14 protein-coding genes are annotated in these 16,778 nt (G+C 68.0%); 13 read left to right on the top strand and 1 reads right to left on the bottom strand.

Annotated features, from left to right (window positions below; translation table 11 throughout):
- From FBF36_RS07095 to FBF36_RS07065, 7 genes are all read left to right on the top strand, one after another.
- The gene (locus FBF36_RS07095) at window positions 1-963 is read left to right on the top strand and encodes a shikimate dehydrogenase (RefSeq protein WP_138137826.1); all 963 of its coding nucleotides are present in this window, start codon (window positions 1-3) and stop codon (window positions 961-963) included.
- Between the two features lie 66 nt (window positions 964-1,029).
- Window positions 1,030-2,262, top strand: coding sequence for a chorismate synthase (gene aroC, locus FBF36_RS07090; protein ID WP_034493338.1), 1,233 nt, complete (start codon window positions 1,030-1,032; stop codon window positions 2,260-2,262).
- A 76-nt stretch (window positions 2,263-2,338) separates the two neighbouring features.
- Complete coding sequence (gene aroB, locus FBF36_RS07085; RefSeq protein ID WP_009398036.1) at window positions 2,339-4,207, top strand: 3-dehydroquinate synthase; 1,869 nt, start codon at window positions 2,339-2,341, stop codon at window positions 4,205-4,207.
- Window positions 4,204-4,770, top strand: coding sequence for a shikimate kinase (locus FBF36_RS07080; protein ID WP_034493336.1), 567 nt, complete (start codon window positions 4,204-4,206; stop codon window positions 4,768-4,770). Before aroB ends, FBF36_RS07080 begins: the two co-directional genes overlap by 4 nt.
- 90 nt (window positions 4,771-4,860) lie before the next feature.
- Entirely contained in the window at window positions 4,861-5,424 is a 564-nt protein-coding gene (gene efp / locus FBF36_RS07075; protein ID WP_034493334.1) for an elongation factor P, read from the top strand.
- Window positions 5,424-5,915, top strand: a complete 492-nt coding sequence (gene nusB, locus FBF36_RS07070) for a transcription antitermination factor NusB (RefSeq protein ID WP_009398033.1) — start codon at window positions 5,424-5,426, stop codon at window positions 5,913-5,915. Before efp ends, nusB begins: the two co-directional genes overlap by 1 nt.
- Window positions 5,916-6,029: 114 nt before the next feature.
- Complete coding sequence (locus FBF36_RS07065) at window positions 6,030-6,884, top strand: hypothetical protein (protein ID WP_225792311.1); 855 nt, start codon at window positions 6,030-6,032, stop codon at window positions 6,882-6,884.
- A 105-nt stretch (window positions 6,885-6,989) separates the two neighbouring features.
- Here FBF36_RS07065 and FBF36_RS07060 read toward each other — a convergent pair whose 3' ends face one another.
- Complete coding sequence (locus tag FBF36_RS07060; RefSeq protein ID WP_034493332.1) at window positions 6,990-7,853, bottom strand: family 16 glycosylhydrolase; 864 nt, start codon at window positions 7,851-7,853, stop codon at window positions 6,990-6,992.
- A 392-nt stretch (window positions 7,854-8,245) separates the two neighbouring features.
- On the opposite strand from FBF36_RS07060, the gene pyrR reads away from it, so the two are divergent.
- The 6 genes from pyrR to pyrF are packed head-to-tail and all read left to right on the top strand — an operon-like array spanning window position 8,246 to window position 16,680.
- Window positions 8,246-8,917 carry a bifunctional pyr operon transcriptional regulator/uracil phosphoribosyltransferase PyrR gene (gene pyrR / locus FBF36_RS07055; RefSeq protein WP_009398030.1) on the top strand — a complete coding sequence of 224 codons (672 nt, stop codon included), beginning with the start codon at window positions 8,246-8,248 and terminating at the stop codon, window positions 8,915-8,917.
- Window positions 8,914-9,903 (top strand): aspartate carbamoyltransferase catalytic subunit, encoded by a 990-nt coding sequence (locus FBF36_RS07050; protein WP_009398029.1) that lies wholly within the window; start codon window positions 8,914-8,916, stop codon window positions 9,901-9,903. Before pyrR ends, FBF36_RS07050 begins: the two co-directional genes overlap by 4 nt.
- Window positions 9,900-11,222: a dihydroorotase gene (locus tag FBF36_RS07045; RefSeq protein WP_009398028.1), complete on the top strand. Its 1,323-nt coding sequence runs from the start codon at window positions 9,900-9,902 to the stop codon at window positions 11,220-11,222. The genes FBF36_RS07050 and FBF36_RS07045 overlap by 4 nt, the downstream gene beginning before the upstream one ends.
- The gene (gene carA, locus FBF36_RS07040; RefSeq protein WP_009398027.1) at window positions 11,215-12,438 is read left to right on the top strand and encodes a glutamine-hydrolyzing carbamoyl-phosphate synthase small subunit; all 1,224 of its coding nucleotides are present in this window, start codon (window positions 11,215-11,217) and stop codon (window positions 12,436-12,438) included. The genes FBF36_RS07045 and carA overlap by 8 nt, the downstream gene beginning before the upstream one ends.
- Before the next feature lies 1 nt (window position 12,439).
- Window positions 12,440-15,799: a carbamoyl-phosphate synthase large subunit gene (carB, locus tag FBF36_RS07035; RefSeq protein ID WP_138137322.1), complete on the top strand. Its 3,360-nt coding sequence runs from the start codon at window positions 12,440-12,442 to the stop codon at window positions 15,797-15,799.
- Window positions 15,796-16,680, top strand: a complete 885-nt coding sequence (pyrF, locus tag FBF36_RS07030) for an orotidine-5'-phosphate decarboxylase (protein ID WP_034493330.1) — start codon at window positions 15,796-15,798, stop codon at window positions 16,678-16,680. Before carB ends, pyrF begins: the two co-directional genes overlap by 4 nt.
- Window positions 16,681-16,778 lie beyond the last annotated feature (98 nt).

Genomic DNA, 16,778 nt, shown 5'->3' with positions numbered 1-16,778 from the left:
ATGGCGGCAGTGATCCGCCACCGCGCCGCCGTCATCGGCAGTCCGGTGAGCCACTCGTTGTCTCCTGTACTGCATCGAGCCGCGTACGCCGGACTGGGGCTCGACCACTGGTCCTACGAGCGGCGCGAGACCGCGCCTCCAGAACTGCCCGGGCTTCTCGCCGAGCTGGCCGCTCCGGTTCAGGCCGGGCCTGCCTGGGCGGGCCTGAGCGTCACCATGCCCCACAAGCAGGCGCTCCTGGCGCACCTGGACGTCATCGACCCCCTCGCCGAGGCCGTCGGTGCCGTCAACACCGTGGTGGCGCAACGCAGTGGTGCAGGAGGCGCACTCCTGGCCGGCTTCAACACCGACGTCGCCGGCATCGTCGGTGCACTGCGGGAGACCGCCCGCAGACGGGCACCGGGCTCCCCGGATGACTGCTTCCGGGTCGAGCAGGCCGTTGTTCTCGGGTCGGGTGCCACCGCCTGCTCCGCCCTCGCGGCGCTCGGAGAGCTCCGGGCCGGCCGGATCATTGTCGTGGCGCGCCGCCACGCCGGGCCCGGCCGCGCACTCAGCGCCGCCCACCGCATGGGGCTGGATATCGAGACCCTCACCTGGAAGCCGGCCGACTCGGTCTCCAACACCGAGGCGGCCCGGCGCCTGGCCGCGGCCGACGTCGTCATTTCGACCCTGCCCGCCGGGGCAGCGGACCCTCTGGCCGGTCCGACGGATGCGTTCACGGGCCGCTCGGGCCGGACCCGTTCGGCGGCGGTCATGCTCGACGTCGTCTACGCCCCCTGGCCCACTGCCCTCGCCCAGGCCTGGGGGCGCGCCGGGGGAGCCGTCGCCCCGGGCTGGCTCATGCTCCTGCACCAGGCAGTGCCCCAGGTACAGCTCATGACCGGGCAGCAGCCGGACATCGAGGACATGCGTGCGGCACTGCGCTCGGCGCTGACCTCGACCTCGGCCAGCGCCGACGACTGATCCGCGCGCAGGGAATCTCGACGCGGGACGCCGGAGGCGGCGTCGGCGTGTGAGAGTATCTGCCTCATGCTTCGATGGATGACGGCCGGGGAGTCCCACGGCGAGGCTCTGACCGCGGTGCTGGAGGGCATGCCCGCAGGCGTGCGCATCACCAGTGAGGACATCCGGGCAGCACTGGCCCGGCGCCGTCTGGGGCATGGGCGCGGTGCTCGCCAGGCCTTCGAGCGCGATGAGCTGCGGGTCCTGGGCGGCATCCGCCACGGGAGCACCATCGGCAGCCCCGTCGCACTGCAGATCGGCAACTCCGAGTGGCCCAAGTGGTCCACGGTCATGAGCGCCGACCCTGTGGAACCCCATGAGCTGCTCATCGACGCAGGGACCGGTGACGAGCGCGAGATCGCCCGCAACCGGCCGCTGACCCGCCCCAGGCCCGGCCACGCGGACCTGCCGGGGATGCTCAAGTACGACCTGGATGAGGCTCGTCCGGTTCTGGAGCGGGCCTCGGCCCGTGAGACCGCCGCCCGGGTGGCGCTGGGGGCCTTGGCCGAGGCACTTCTGTTGCAGGTAGCCGGGATCAGGCTGGTCAGCCACGTCGTGCGGATCGGCTCAGTCGCCCTGCCCGGCGACGTGCCTCCACCGAGTGCTGAAGATACCGAGCGCCTGGACGCCGACCCCGTGCGCTGCACGGATCCAGCCACCAGCGCCGCCATGGTCTCCGAGATCGATGCCACCAGGAAGGACGGCGACACGCTCGGAGGTGTCGTCGAGGTCATCGCCACCGGTGTCCCGGTGGGACTGGGCACCCACGTCAGCGCCGACCGCCGCCTCGACGCGCGCCTGGCGGCCGCACTCATGGGGATCCAGGCGGTCAAGGGCGTGGAGATCGGCGACGGCTTCGCCGAGGCGGCCCGGCGGGGCTCGGCTGCCCACGACGAGATCGTCTCAGTGACCTCAGGAACGCTCGCCCGGCCCACTAACCGAGCCGGCGGCATCGAGGGCGGCATCTCCAACGGCTCCGACGTGCGGGTACGGGCCGCTTTCAAACCGATCTCCACGGTGCCCAGGGCCCTGCGCACCGTCGACCTGGCCACGGGGGAGGCCGCCACAGGGTTGCACCAGCGCTCCGACGTGTGCGCCGTCGTCCCCGGAGCGGTCATTGCTCAGGCCATGACCGCCCTGGTCCTGGCCGATCTTCTCCTGGACAAGACCGGGGGCGACTCGGCCGACGAGGCCCGGCGCAACCTCCGCTCCTATCTGGACCGCATCGCAGAACGGACACAGTGGCGGACCGGGCGGTGAATCTGGTGGCAAGTCGCTCTGTGCGGGCGATACTGGTACCACCCACAGCGAGCTCAACGGAGAGGCAGACACGATCATGACCTGGAAGCGTGTTCCGACCATCGCTCTGCGCGACGACCAGCTGCCCCTGGTACTGGTGGGGCTGCCCGGTGCGGGCAAGACCACTCAGGCCAGGCTCCTGGCTCAGGCCCTTGGCGTCCAGGTCACCGACACCGACGCCGAGATCCGCCGGCGTGCACGCATGACGATCCCCGAGATCTTCGCCTCCGAGGGGGAGGAGTGCTTCCGCGACCGCGAGCACCGGGCCATGCGGGCGGTCCTGGACTCCCCGGCGGCCGCTCAGGGCGTCATCGCTCTGGGCGGGGGAGCGGTTCTGCGTCCCGAGAATCGAGACCTGCTGCGCGGTCACACCGTCATCTATCTGTCCGCCTCCCCGAGCACCGCCGCCAAGCATGTGGGTGACGGGACCGGGCGCCCTGTCATGGCCCCGGACGCCGACTCCGACCAGACCCGTGCCGCTCAGCAACACTGCGAGGAGCACGGTGAGCACGCTGGTGTCCTTGCGCGGATGGAGGCCCTTCACGCTCAGCGCTCACCGTTGTACTCCGAGGTCGCCACTCTCACCGTGCCCACCGACGGGCTCAGCCCCCAGCAGATCGCCGCTCTCATCCTCGTGGCTCTGGGGGTCCAGACCGCTCAGGCGGTCAGTGTCCTGGCACCCATGGCCGAGGCGCAAGCTGACTCCGCCACCGCCCCGGACGGGCCCGGTGGCGCGTCTCAGCGTGTCCGCGTCCGGCCCGCTGCAACCACTGAGGTCGGCAGCGGCGCACGACGGGTCAGCGTCGCCGGCGAGAGCCCTTATGACGTGCTCATCGGCCATGGGCTCCTGGCCGAGCTGCCCCGCCGCGTGCAGGACGCTCCGGGGGCGGGTGCGGGAGGCGTCGCCGTCATCCACTCCAAGGCGCTGGCCGACCGCGCCACCGCTGCCGAGGCAGCGCTGACCTCCGAGGGTCTGCGCGTCCTGCGGCTCGAGGTTCCCGATGGCGAGGAGGCCAAGAAGGCGCGCGTCCTGGAGTACCTGTGGGAGCGGTTCGGCTCCTTCCGCCTGGGGCGCGACGGGCTCGTCGTCGGTCTCGGAGGCGGGGCGACAACGGACCTGGCTGGGTTCGCAGCCGCCACCTGGTTGCGCGGCGTGCCCGTGGTGCAGGTTCCCACCACGCTGCTGGCCATGGTGGACGCCGCCGTCGGAGGCAAGACGGGCATCGACACGCCCGCCGGTAAGAACCTGGTGGGTGCCTTCCACCCGCCGGCCGCTGTCATCGCCGACCTGGAGACGCTCTCCACTCTGCCGGCCGCTGAGCTGCGGGCCGGACTCGGCGAGGTCGTCAAGTGCGGTCTGATCGCCGATTCCGTCATTCTCGACCGGGTCCTGGCCGATCCCACCGACTGCCTGACCTGGGACTCGCCGGTGCTGGCCGATCTGGTCGCCCGTTCCGTAGCGGTCAAGGCCGCCGTCGTGGGGGAGGACCTGACCGAGGCCGGCCTGCGGGAGGTCCTCAACTACGGGCACACCTACGCCCACGCGATCGAGAAGGTCACCGGATACTCCTGGCGTCACGGCGAGGCGGTGGCCGTCGGCTGCCTCTTCGCCGCCGAGGTCGCCCACCGCAACGGCAATCTGAGCAGTGACGCACTTGCCCTGCACTGGCAGAGCCTCGAGGCGGTCGGCCTGCCGACCCGCTTCCCCGAGGGGGAGGGACGCTGGGAGGGGCTCAAGGAGGCCATGATGAGCGATAAGAAGGTGCGCAGTGGCCGACTGCGCCTGGTCCTGCTCGACGACATCGCCAGGCCCGTGCGGGTTCAGGCACCCGCGGAAGGCGTCCTCTTGGCGGCTCATGAGGCCGTCACCGGTGGGCCCCACCCGACAGAAGGCGATCTCGGTTGAGTGCCACTGCGCCAGGCTCCGTCATCCTCATCGGCCCGCCGGGTGCCGGCTGCTCGAGTGTGGCCCGTGCCATCGGGCGTGCTCAGGGCCTGCCCGTGCTCGATCTGGGACAGCTGGTTGCCGACGAGCTGGAAACGCGCCCCGACCTGGCGCTCGTCGCCGTGCCGGAGACCGAGTACCGCCGCGTCGAGGCCGACACCACTGTGAGGATCCTGGAGCGTGCCGCGACCGAGAGCGCCGTCGTCGCCCTGGGATCTGGCTGTCTCATGGTTGCGGAGATACGCCAGGTCCTTGAGCATCTCAGGCTCGCCAACCGCCAGACTCACCGCATTGTGGCCCTGACCTGTGCCACTCGGGCCCTGGCCACCCGTAACGGTCTTGACGCTCCCCGGTCCGTGGCCCTGGGAACCATCCATCACCAGTTCGTCCAGATGCTCCACGAGCGTCAGGCCCAGTGTCAGGACCTGGCCGATGTCGTTATCGACACCACCTCGACGACCCCCGATGAGGCCGGTGAGAAGGTCATGAGCGCCGTCAGAAGCGGTTTGTCCCACCACTCGTGATCGGTGCGACACGCCTGTCCCGGGGTGAGCGCGGCACCTCGCGGTAGGATCAGCGCGTCCCAGATGCAATGCAACAGTGAGGAAACCCTCGTGGCCACGACGAACGACCTGAAGAACGGCATGGTGCTCAACCTCGAGGGCCAGCTGTGGCAGGTAGTGGAGTTCCAGCACGTCAAGCCCGGTAAGGGCCCCGCCTTCGTGCGTACCAAGATCAAGAACGTCCTGTCCGGCAAGACCGTCGACAAGACCTTCAACGCCGGTCTCAAGGTCGAGACAGCGACCGTCGACCGGCGCGACATGCAGTACCTCTACAAGGACGGCGACGACTACGTCTTCATGGACGTCAAGTCCTACGAGCAGACCTACGTCCCCTCGGCCATCGTCGGCGACGCCGCCACCTTCATGCTGGAGAACCAGGAGGTCATCGTAGCCTTCCACGAGGACTCGGTCCTGTTCGTCGAGCTGCCGGCCTCCGTGGTCCTGACGATCTCCCACACCGAGCCGGGTCTCCAGGGCGACCGCTCCAGCGCCGGCACCAAGCCCGCCACTGTCGAGACCGGCGCTGAGATCCAGGTCCCCCTGTTCCTCAACACCGGTGACAAGGTCAAGGTGGACACCCGCTCCGGCTCCTACATCTCCCGCGTCACCGACTGATGACCGAGCATCCCGAGGAGGGCTCGACCCACTCGAGCCCCGCGTCGCGCCACCCGGTCACCGCCCGCACCAAAGCGCGCCGGCGTGCCATCGAGATCCTCTTCGAGGCCGATCAGCGCGGGATGCTGAGCTCTGAGGGCACTGAGGAGTTGCGCTCCTTCGCGCAGCTGCGCGCCGTCAGCTCGGCCAACCACACCGAGGCCCCCCTCTACACCCGGGAGATCCTCAACGGGGTGTGCGATCACCTGGCCGACATCGACGAGACGATCCAGACCTACGCACAGGGGTGGACCCTGGGGCGTATGCCGGCCGTCGACCGCGCCATTGCCCGAGTCGCCACCTGGGAGATCGTCTACAACGACGACGTCGATGCTCCTGTTGGCGTGGATGAAGCCATGACACTGAGCCGGATGCTCTCCACCGACGAGTCACCCAGGTACCTGGGAGGACTTCTGGGGCGTATCGGCGACCTCGCGGACACGTTGCGCTGACCCACGGAGCAAAGGCTCACGGCATGGGGCGCACTCCCTATGCCGTGAGCTGCCCTCACACGGGGCCCCTGGCCTAGTCTGAAGCCAGCCCCACTGCCGACGCTGGAGTACCCCGTGAGTCAGCTTCCTCCCCAGGATCCCAACGACTACCCCTACATCAAAGGCACCTGCGCACCCACGGGTGGGGCGAACAGCGTCAAGAGCCCCGCAGCGTTGCCGCCCGTCTCCGATGTCACTGGCTACCCCTGGGCAGGACCGGGACTGGTCTACCCCGCAGGGACTTATCCCTCCGGAGGCTTCCAGCCGCCTGCAGGAGCGCCCAGCGGATATCCGTGGAGCGTCCCCATACCTGTTCCCTACGACACCTTCCTTCCGACTCGGCCGGCTCCTGTTCCCGGATTCGTCTGGAACGACCCGGTCCTCACAGTCAAGCGGAAGCGCGTCTCGAATCGTCGGGTTTCGCTGTCAAGCGGCATCATCGGCGTCGTCACCATGATCGTCCAGATGATCATCACCGTCACCATCCTCCTCGCTACCGGCTACCTGGGGCAGCGGGACTCGTTCTTGATACTCCTGTCCATTCTCATCGTGGTCTTCGCTCCGATGATCGTTGGCGTCGGGTGGATCACGACCTTTATCCTTGCTCTTATTTCCTGTATCCAGGCGCATTCCCGGATACCTCAGGTCCAGCCCGATGGATGGACCGAGGCCAAGATGCCAACGTCAGCACTGCTGGCAGCAAGTATCGTGGCGGGAACCCCAATTCTCGTCATGTATATGTCCCTGTACCGAGGGCTCTCGCGCAGCTCCGCCGACGTGTTCATCGGTGGTTTTCTGGAACCTCTGCTCATCGCCTGCGGCTTGGCCCAGGTTCTGATCGCAGTGGGAATCGCCTTTCTTGTCCGCATGAGTAAGGCGCTGGACCCAGCGGTCAGGGCGCCACAGGTCGAGGGGATGCAGGTTCCATGATCTGTTCCCGGTGCCGATGAGAACTCGGGCACCGGCGCATCCCCTCGGCCCGTGCCGGCTGCTCCTGACGCATCGGCTGGCACGGGCCGAGGAGGACTGCATCAGCTACCGATCCATGGCGCGTACGACGATGTAGTCAATATCCACCTGGGCCTGAGTGAAGTCCTCATGCTTGAGCCTTCCTCGGTGGATGCTTCCGCTGTGCGTGGTCAGGCAGATGTGGTACGCGGCGTTGCCACCGAAGCACTCATCGAACTCCTGCCGGTACGCTGAACGCGAGACCTCATGGTAGGGCTGACCGTCGAAGAGGAAAAGAATGCTCTCTGGGGTCTTCTCCATCCCATAGGTGTGCCACTGGGTGAGATCGGGGCGCGGTGAGACTCCCAGATTGCTTCCTGTACCTCCCGCCTGGCCGAAGTGCACCGTCGACTCCGCGATGCCGGTGGCGCTGCCGCCACCATAGGTCTCAACGACATCGATCTCACCTCCGTTGTCATCGTCGTCCGCACGCAGCCAGATCCCCGCGAAGAGGCCCTCATCCGACTGGGGGAAACGTGCCCTGGTCTCCAAGGAGCCGTAGACAAAGGAGAACAGCCCCTGCGTGGTGACAAAGGCCTGGTCGACGTAGCGGAGGGTCTCGTCCTTGTCGAAGCGGTTCTGAAAGCCCTTGAGGGGGGTGGCGCGCTTGCGCCACAGGAGATGCCCGACACCGTTGCTGACGCTGTGGGTGTCATGCGTGAACACCCCCCAGTCGTAGCTGGTGCAGGACTCTGGCTCCGAGCGATTGTCCCGCCAGCGTGACGGGGAGAAGTCCATCCCGCTGGAGAACTGCTCGTCGAAGATGACGCTACTGAATTCGTGGGACGACTCGGCTACCGCGGCCGGCGAAGGGGACAGCAGACCGGCGGTGGCCAGTCCTGCACCAGCGCCGAGGCCGGTGATGATCGAACGTCGAGTAGGGAGCGTCATGAAAAACATTCCTTGCTTGAGAAGAAGTCGCTGACGCAGCAGCAACACCGGACCTTGTCTGCATCGCGACATCGTTCAGCTCTCAATCGGGCTCAGATGGATCCGGCACTCACTTCTCAAGCTCTCGACATATTGTGACGATCTCGCAATCAGCGTCTGACGACGCCGGAGCATTGGGCCAAGACTAAACATTGTCACGGAAGATTTGTAGATGCGAAACACGTCCTGCCGCGACTCACGTCAGATGCTGAGCCGTTTCACCGGCCGTCACGTGACCTTCGTCTCTGTGAGTCGCGCTGCCTGGGCGAGCACAACCCGCCGGAGGAGACGTAAACTTGGCGACGACCAACATCCTTTAAGTCCGTCCAGAGAGGCGGGGAAGGAGGCCTGAAATGGCCGAACGTTTGTCAGGCGCCTCTGGCGCACCATCCCAGGGCAAGGAGATCCTCGGACCTCCCGAGATAGCCCGATCCCTGTTCCGTATCGCGCACGAGATCCTGGAGCGCAACCGCGGGACTCAGGACGTCGTCGTTCTAGGGATTCCCAGTGGGGGAGCGCCACTGGCGCACAGGCTCGTCGAGGCGCTCGCCGTTGCCTCGAGCGAAGGGACGCAGTGGTCCGCGCAGGCGGGGCAGGCACCGGCCGCCGGTGCCAAGGTCCCGGTCGGCACCCTGGACATCACCATGTACCGCGATGATCTGGGACGTCACCCCATCCGGGTTCCTCGCCCCACCGAGATCCCTCAGGGAGGCATTGACGGTAAGGTCGTCATCCTCGTCGACGACGTCCTCTACTCAGGGCGCACCATCCGAGCCGCCCTCGATGCCCTAGGGGCCGTCGGTCGCCCCCAGGCCGTGCAGCTCGCCACTCTGGTGGACCGAGGCCACCGGGAGCTGCCCATCCGTGCCGACTACGTGGGTAAGAACCTGCCGACCTCCCGTGCTGAGAAGGTCGTGGTCTCCCTGACCGAGCTCGGCGCCTCCACCGACGCCGTCACCATCGTCCCCGCAGACGTCCCTACTGAGCGTTCGAGCGAGCGCAGCAACCAGGAGGCCACCCGATGAAGCACCTGCTCTCCGCCAAGGACCTGACCCACGACGAGGCGGTCATGGTCCTGGACACCGCCGAGGCGATGGCCGCCACCCAGAGTCATGCGGTCAAGAAGCTCCCGACACTGCGCGGCAAGACCGTGGTCAATCTCTTCTTCGAGGACTCCACCCGCACCAGGCTCTCCTTTGAGGCCGCCGCCAAGCGCCTGAGCGCCGACGTCATCAACTTCTCTGCCAAGGGCTCCTCACTGTCCAAGGGGGAGTCCCTCAAGGACACCGCCCAGACGATCATGGCCATGGGGGCGGACGCCGTCGTCGTGCGCCACTCCGCCTGCGGTGCCGCGCACCTGCTGGCCCACGCCGGCTGGATCAACGTGCCCGTCCTCAACGCGGGCGACGGTACCCACCAGCATCCCACCCAGGCCCTCCTGGACGCCATGACCCTGCGCCGCTGGTACGTCCCTGGAGCCCCCGCGACAGCGGACGGCAGCCCCTGCCCGCAGGGACGCGACCTGGAAGGCGCCCGCCTCATCATCGTCGGAGACGTCCTGCACTCCCGGGTGGCCCGCTCCAACGTGGACCTCATGACGGCGCTCGGAGCCAAGGTCACCCTCGTGGCGCCCCCGACGCTGCTGCCCGTCGGCATGGATGACTGGCCCTGCGACGTCTCCTACAACCTCGATGAGGCGATCGAGGAGATCCAGCCCGACGCCGTCATGATGCTGCGCGTCCAGCGCGAGCGCATGAGCGCCGCCGGCGGTGGCTTCTTCCCGAGTCCTGCTGAGTACTCCAGCGTCTACGGCCTCACCTCGGCCCGGCGCCGGGCCATGCCGGAGCATGCCATCGTCATGCACCCCGGCCCCATGAACCGCGGCCTCGAGATCACCGCCGAGGCCGCCGACGACCCCCGCTCACGCATCATCGAGCAGGTCGGCAACGGAGTCTCCGTCCGCATGGCCGCCCTCTACCTCCTCCTCGCTGACGAAGGGAACCAGCTGTGACCTCCCACCTCCTGACCGGTGTCCGCCCCTACGGCGAGGACCCCACTGACATTCTCATCACCGACGGAACCATCACCGCCATCGGCCCTGACGCCGAGGCGAAGGCTCCGGCCGATGTCCAGCGCCATGACCTGGACGGGCTCATCGCCCTGCCCGGGCTCGTCGACATCCACACCCACCTGCGCGAGCCGGGAGGGGAGTCCGCCGAGACCGTCTACTCCGGTACCCGCGCCGCGGCGATCGGTGGTTACACCGCCGTCTTCGCCATGGCCAACACCACGCCCGTGCAGGACAACGCCGGTGTCGTTGAGCAGGTGCTGCGGCTGGGCCGTGAGGCCGGCTGGGTGGACGTCCAGCCGGTGGGCGCCGTCTCAGCGGGGCTGGCAGGCGAGCACCTGTCCGACATGGGTGCCATGGCAACCTCCGCTGCCCGCGTGCGCGTCTTCTCCGATGACGGCAAGTGCGTCTCCGACCCCGTCCTCATGCGTCGGGCACTGGAGTACGTCAAGTCCTTCGACGGCGTCATCGCCCAGCACCCTCAGGACCCCCGCCTCACCGAGGGCTCCCAGATGCACGAGGGCGTCGTCTCCGCCGAGCTGGGCCTGCGCGGCTGGCCCGCGGTGGCCGAGGAGTCGATCATCGCCCGCGACGTCCTGCTGGCCGAGCACGTCGGCTCGCGCCTGCACGTGTGCCACCTGTCCACCGCCGGCAGCGTCGAAATCATCCGCTGGGCCAAGTCCCGCGGCATCAACGTCACCGCCGAGGTCACACCGCACCACCTCCTGCTGACCGACGAGATGGCCCGCACCTACTCGCCGCTGTACAAGGTCAACCCCCCGCTGCGCACGACCAAGGACGTTGAGGCGGTCCGCGAGGCCCTGGCCGATGGCACCATCGACGTCGTCGGCACTGACCACGCCCCGCACCCGGTGGAGGACAAGGACTGCGAGTGGCAGGCCGGCGCCTTCGGCATGACGGGACTGGAGACGGCTCTGAGCGTCCTGATCGAGACGATGGTCAGCACCGGCTGCATGACCTGGCGCGACATCGCCCGGACCATGTCGTCGGCCCCGGCCCGTATCGGCCGCCTGAGCGACCAGGGGTGCGAGCTCGAGGTCGGTGCCCCGGCCAACATCACGGTGGTCAACCCCGAGGTGCGCCGCACCGTCGACGGCACCGCCCAGTGGACTGCTTCCACCAACACCCCCTACGCGGGGATGGAGCTCCCGGGCCAGGTGATGGCCACCTTCCTCCACGGTCGTCCCACCGTCCTGGACGGCGCTCCCGTTGAGGCCCCTGCCGGCTCGGCTCATGCCTGAGTCGAGCCACCGCCCAGCCGCCCTCCTTGTTCTGGAGGACGGCTGGGCCCTGCGGGGCCGCAGCTACGGGGCTCAAGGGCGCACCATTGGAGAGATCGTCTTCTCCACCGGGATGACCGGGTACCAGGAAACACTGACCGACCCCTCCTACCACCGCCAGATCGTGGTGCAGACCGCGCCACACATCGGTAACACCGGGGTCAACGACGAGGACGCCGAGTCCGATCGCATCTGGGTGGCCGGATACGTCGTACGTGAACCTGCCCGACGAGCCTCCAGCTGGCGCTCCCGCGGGGAACTGGAGGACGATCTGCGTGACGCAGGCATCGTCGGCCTCTGCGAGGTCGACACCCGGGCCCTGACCCGGCACCTGCGCGAGGCGGGCGCGATGCGCGGCGGTATCTTCTCCGGGGACGCCCTGCCTGCCGGAGGCACCGACCCCGGTGGCCCCAGTCAGGCCTGCATCGACATCTGCCTGGAGGCCGTTCGCAGCGAGCCGCCCATGAGCGGCCGTGCCCTGGCCGCAGAGGTGACCACTCCCTCCGGCTACATCGTCGAGCCCACCGGAGCGGCCGATGGGCAGGAGCCGGTCGCGGTGCTGGCCGCCATTGACCTGGGCATCAAGTCCCGCACCCCATGGCAGTTCGCTGAGCGCGGCGTACGTGTCCACGTCCTGCCCCAGTCCACCACCCTCTCCGAGATCCTTGCCCTCAGGCCCGATGGCGTCCTGTTCTCCAACGGTCCCGGAGACCCGGGAAGTGCCGACGCCGAGACCAGTATTCTGCGCGGTGTACTCGACGCCCATATCCCCTTCTTCGGCATCTGCCTGGGCAACCAGCTCCTGGGACGTGCCCTGGGCTACGGCACCTACAAGCTCGCCTACGGGCATCGCGGGGTCAACCAGCCCGTTCTGGACCGTGCCACCGGCAAGGTGGAGATCACGGCCCACAACCACGGCTTCGCCGTCGACGTACCCGTTGACGAGCCCTCCATGGCCCCCTTCGACAACGGCCGCTACGGTCGGGTGGAGGTCTCCCACGTGGGACTCAACGACGGTGTCGTCGAGGGGCTACGCGCGCTGGACCTGCCGGCCTTCTCCGTCCAGTACCACCCCGAGGCCGCGGCCGGCCCCCACGACGCCGAGCACCTCTTCGACCGATTCATCCGCCTCATGCGGGAGCGCCGCCAGGGCCAGGACCGCGAGGACACGAACTGACATGCCTGCTCGCCCTGATATCACCTCCGTCCTGGTCATCGGATCGGGACCCATCGTCATCGGGCAGGCCTGCGAGTTCGACTACTCCGGGACCCAGGCCTGCCGAGTCCTGCGCGCTGAGGGAATCCGCGTCATCCTGGTCAACTCCAACCCGGCCACGATCATGACCGACCCGGACATCGCCGATGCCACCTACATCGAGCCGATCACCCCCGAGGTCCTGACCACCATCATTGCCAAGGAGCGGCCTGACGCCCTCCTGCCCACCCTGGGTGGGCAGACGGCCCTCAACGCCGCCATGAGCCTGGTCGAGCGGGGTGTGCTCGAGGAGTATGACGTCGAGCTCATCGGCGCCTCCGCCGCGGCCATCAACGCCGGGGAGGACCGCGACGAGTTCAAGGACGTCGTCGAGCGCTGCGGCGCCGAGGTCGCCCGCAGCGTCATTGCCCACACCATGGATGAGTGCCGCGCGGGAGTCGATGCTCTGGGCGGTTACCCGGTCGTCGTGCGCCCCTCCTTCACGATGGGCGGCCTCGGCAGCGGCGTCGCATTCAATGACGCGGACCTGCATCGCATCGCGGGGGCGGGGCTGGCGGCCTCCCGCACCACCGAGGTCCTCCTGGAGGAGTCGATTCTGGGCTGGAAGGAGTACGAGCTCGAGCTCATGCGCGACACTGCTGACAACGTGGTGGTCGTGTGCTCCATCGAGAACGTCGATCCTGTGGGAGTGCACACCGGTGACTCCATCACCGTGGCCCCTGCCCTGACCCTCACCGATCGCGAGCTCCAGCGGCTGCGGGACATCGGCATCGCCGTCATCCGGGAGGTCGGGGTCGACACCGGTGGTTGCAACATCCAGTTCGCCGTCGACCCGGCCACCGGCAGGATCATCGTCATCGAGATGAACCCTCGCGTCTCCCGGTCCTCAGCCCTGGCCTCCAAGGCCACCGGCTTCCCGATCGCCAAGATCGCCGCACGCCTGGCCGTGGGGTACACGCTCGACGAGATCCCCAACGACATCACCGGCTCCACTCCGGCCTCCTTCGAGCCGACCCTGGACTACGTGGTCGTCAAGGTCCCGCGCTTCGCCTTCGAGAAGTTCCGGGGCGCCGACTCCAGGCTCACCACCACCATGAAGTCGGTGGGAGAGGCGATGGCGATCGGCCGCTCCTACACTGAGGCCCTCCAGAAGGCCCTGCGCTCCCTGGACAAGAAGGGTTCCGTCTTCCACTGGGACGGACGTGCCCCCAGCCAGCAGCAGACCGCTGAGCTGCTGGAGTCCATCGCCATCCCCAGCGAGCACCGACTGGTCGACCTCCAGCAGGCCGTACGCGGCGGAGCCACGATCGCTCAGCTCCACGAGGCCACCCGCATCGACCCCTGGTTCCTCGACCAGATGCTGCTTCTTGAGGAGGTGGCCCAGGAGGTCAAGGGCGCATCCGCGCTCACTCCGGAGGTCCTGGCCCTGGCCAAGCGCCACGGCTTCTCCGACGTCCAGGTCGCCGCCCTGCGCGGCATCAGCGAGGACACGGTGCAAGAGGTCCGCCATGCCTTCGGCCTGCGGCCCGTCTACAAGACCGTGGACACCTGCGCCGCCGAGTTCGCCTCGTGCACGCCCTACCTCTACTCCAGCTACGACCTGGAGACCGAGGTGGCATCCCGCGAGCGTGAGGCCGTCATCATCCTGGGCTCGGGACCCAACCGGATCGGCCAGGGCATTGAGTTCGACTACTCCTGTGTTCACGCCGCGATGGCCCTGTCTGATCGCTACGAGACCGTCATGGTCAACTGCAACCCTGAGACCGTCTCCACCGACTACGACATCTCCGACCGGCTCTATTTCGAGCCTCTGACCTTCGAGGACGTCATCGAGATCTACGATGCCGAGCTGGCGGCCGGCCCCGTGGCCGGTGTCATCGTCCAGCTCGGTGGCCAGACACCCCTGTCTCTGGCCGCCAGGCTGGCCAAGGCCGGGGTGCCGATCCTGGGGACGAGTCCCGAGGCCATCGACGCCGCTGAGGACCGCGAAGCCTTCGGCGTCGTTCTTCAGCACGCCGACCTGCCCGCTCCGGCGCACGGCACCGCTCTGAGTGACGAGCAGGCGCGCTCAGTCGCCCAGGGCATTGGCTATCCGGTCCTGGTACGCCCCAGCTACGTGCTTGGCGGTCGCGGCATGGAGATCGTCTACGACGCGCAGGGACTCGACGACTACCTCCAGCGCGCCGGTCTTGAGCCCGGCGGCGTCTACGGGACCGGGCCGCTACTCATCGACCGTTTTCTCGACGACGCCATCGAGATCGATGTCGACGCCCTTTACGACGGCAGCGAGCTGTTCCTCGGTGGGGTCATGGAGCACATCGAGGAGGCCGGCATTCACTCCGGCGACTCCGCCTGCGTCATGCCGCCCATGACCTTGTCCGACACGGAGATCGCTCGCATCCGACGCTCCACCGAGGCGATCGCCGAAGGGGTGGGCGTGCAAGGCCTGCTCAACATCCAGTTCGCTCTCGTCTCCGATGTTCTCTACGTCATCGAGGCCAATCCTAGGGCCTCGCGCACAGTCCCCTTCGTCTCGAAGGCATCCGGTGTGCAGCTCGCCAAGGCGGCAGCCCTCATTATGATGGGGGAGACGATCTCCTCGCTCAGGCGCTCCGCTCACCTTCCCGAGGCCGACGCCACCGTCACCGATCCCGATGATCCGATCGCCGTCAAGGAGGCGGTCCTGCCCTTCAAACGGTTCCGTACCATCGAGGGGCGCGTGGTCGATACGATCCTGGGACCGGAGATGCGTTCCACCGGGGAGGTCATGGGCTACGACGTCGACTTCCCGCGGGCCTTCGCCAAGTCCCAGGCCGGTGCCTACGGTGGCCTACCAGGAGAGGGCACGCTGTTCGTCTCGGTGGCCGACAGGGACAAGCGCGCCATCATCCTGCCGGTGGCCCGGCTCGCGGAGCTCGGCTTCACGGTCCTGGCCACCACCGGTACCGCGCAGGTGCTGCGCCGCAACGGGATCGACGTCATGGCTGTGCGCAAGATCAGTCAGGGTGTCGGTGCCCACGGCGAGCAGACGATCGCTGGACTCATCGAGTCCGGAACCATCGACATGGTTGTCAACACCCCCAAGGGTCAGGGTGCCCGTGCCGACGGGTACTCCATCCGCGCGGCCACCACCGGCGCCGACCGTCCCATCATCACCACCGTCCAACAGCTCCAGGCGGCGGTCCAGGCACTCGAGGCCCAGCTGCGCGGTCCTTTCCAGGTTCGCAGCCTCCAGGAGCACATCGCCGCCCGCCGATCCCGGCGAGGCTCGGTGCCCGAGCCCCATCCCGTTGCCCCTGTTGACGACAAGGAGACTCGATGAGTCCTGCAGCCTCTCACCAGCCCAGTGGTTCCAGACGCCCCTTCGGATCCCGTCTGGCTGACGCCATGGACGACCACGGACCGCTGTGCGTGGGAATCGACCCCCACCCGAACCTGCTTGAGGCCTGGAATCTGGCCGACTCGACCGCGGGTCTGCGGGACTTCGCCCTGCGGACCGTCGACGCAGTCGGAGGGCATGTGGCCGCCGTCAAGCCGCAGTCCGCCTTCTTCGAGCGTCACGGCAGCGCAGGCATCGCAGTCCTCGAGGAGACCCTGGCGGCCCTGCGAGACGTTGGCACGCTGTCCGTTCTTGACGTCAAGCGCGGTGACATCGGTTCCACGATGGCCGGTTACGCCCAGGCCTACCTGTCCGATGGCGCTCCTCTGGCCGCCGACTCCATCACAGTCTCGCCGTACCTGGGCTACGGCTCCTTGACTCCCGCGCTCACTCTCGCCGAGGCGAACGGACGGGGCGTCTTTGTTCTGGCTCTGACCTCCAATCCTGAAGGAGCCGGTGTCCAGCACGCCGTCAACGGTGACCAGTCCGTGGCCGCAGACATCGTGGAGGGCGTGACCGCCTCCAACGCCCAGGCCAGCGGGGAGGGCCGACTCGGCTGCATCGGGCTGGTCGTGGGTGCCACTGTCGGTGGGGCCGCCTCTCATCTGGGAATCGACCTGCAGCGCGCCAACGGCCCGTTACTGGCGCCCGGGGTCGGAGCCCAGGGAGCGGGGCCGACCGAGCTGGAGTCCGTTTTCGGAGCGGCGCGTCGTCAGGTCCTGGCCTCCACCTCGCGCGGGGTCCTCAAGGCCGGCCCCTCCATCGAGACGCTGCGAAAGGCCGCGTTGGCGTCCGCCTACGAGGCTGCGACAGCTCTTCGCTGAGCCCCCTGATCTGCTGTAGCCCGCCTTGGGCGCGGGGTGTGTGCGGAAACACGAAGTCGGTTGTGGAATATGGGCCCCTGCGAATGCGAGTGCACGTG

Source organism: Actinomyces sp. oral taxon 171 str. F0337, from assembly GCF_005696555.1.
Lineage (GTDB): Bacteria > Actinomycetota > Actinomycetes > Actinomycetales > Actinomycetaceae > Actinomyces > Actinomyces oris_E.
This window is presented reverse-complemented; position numbering and strand designations above follow the sequence as displayed.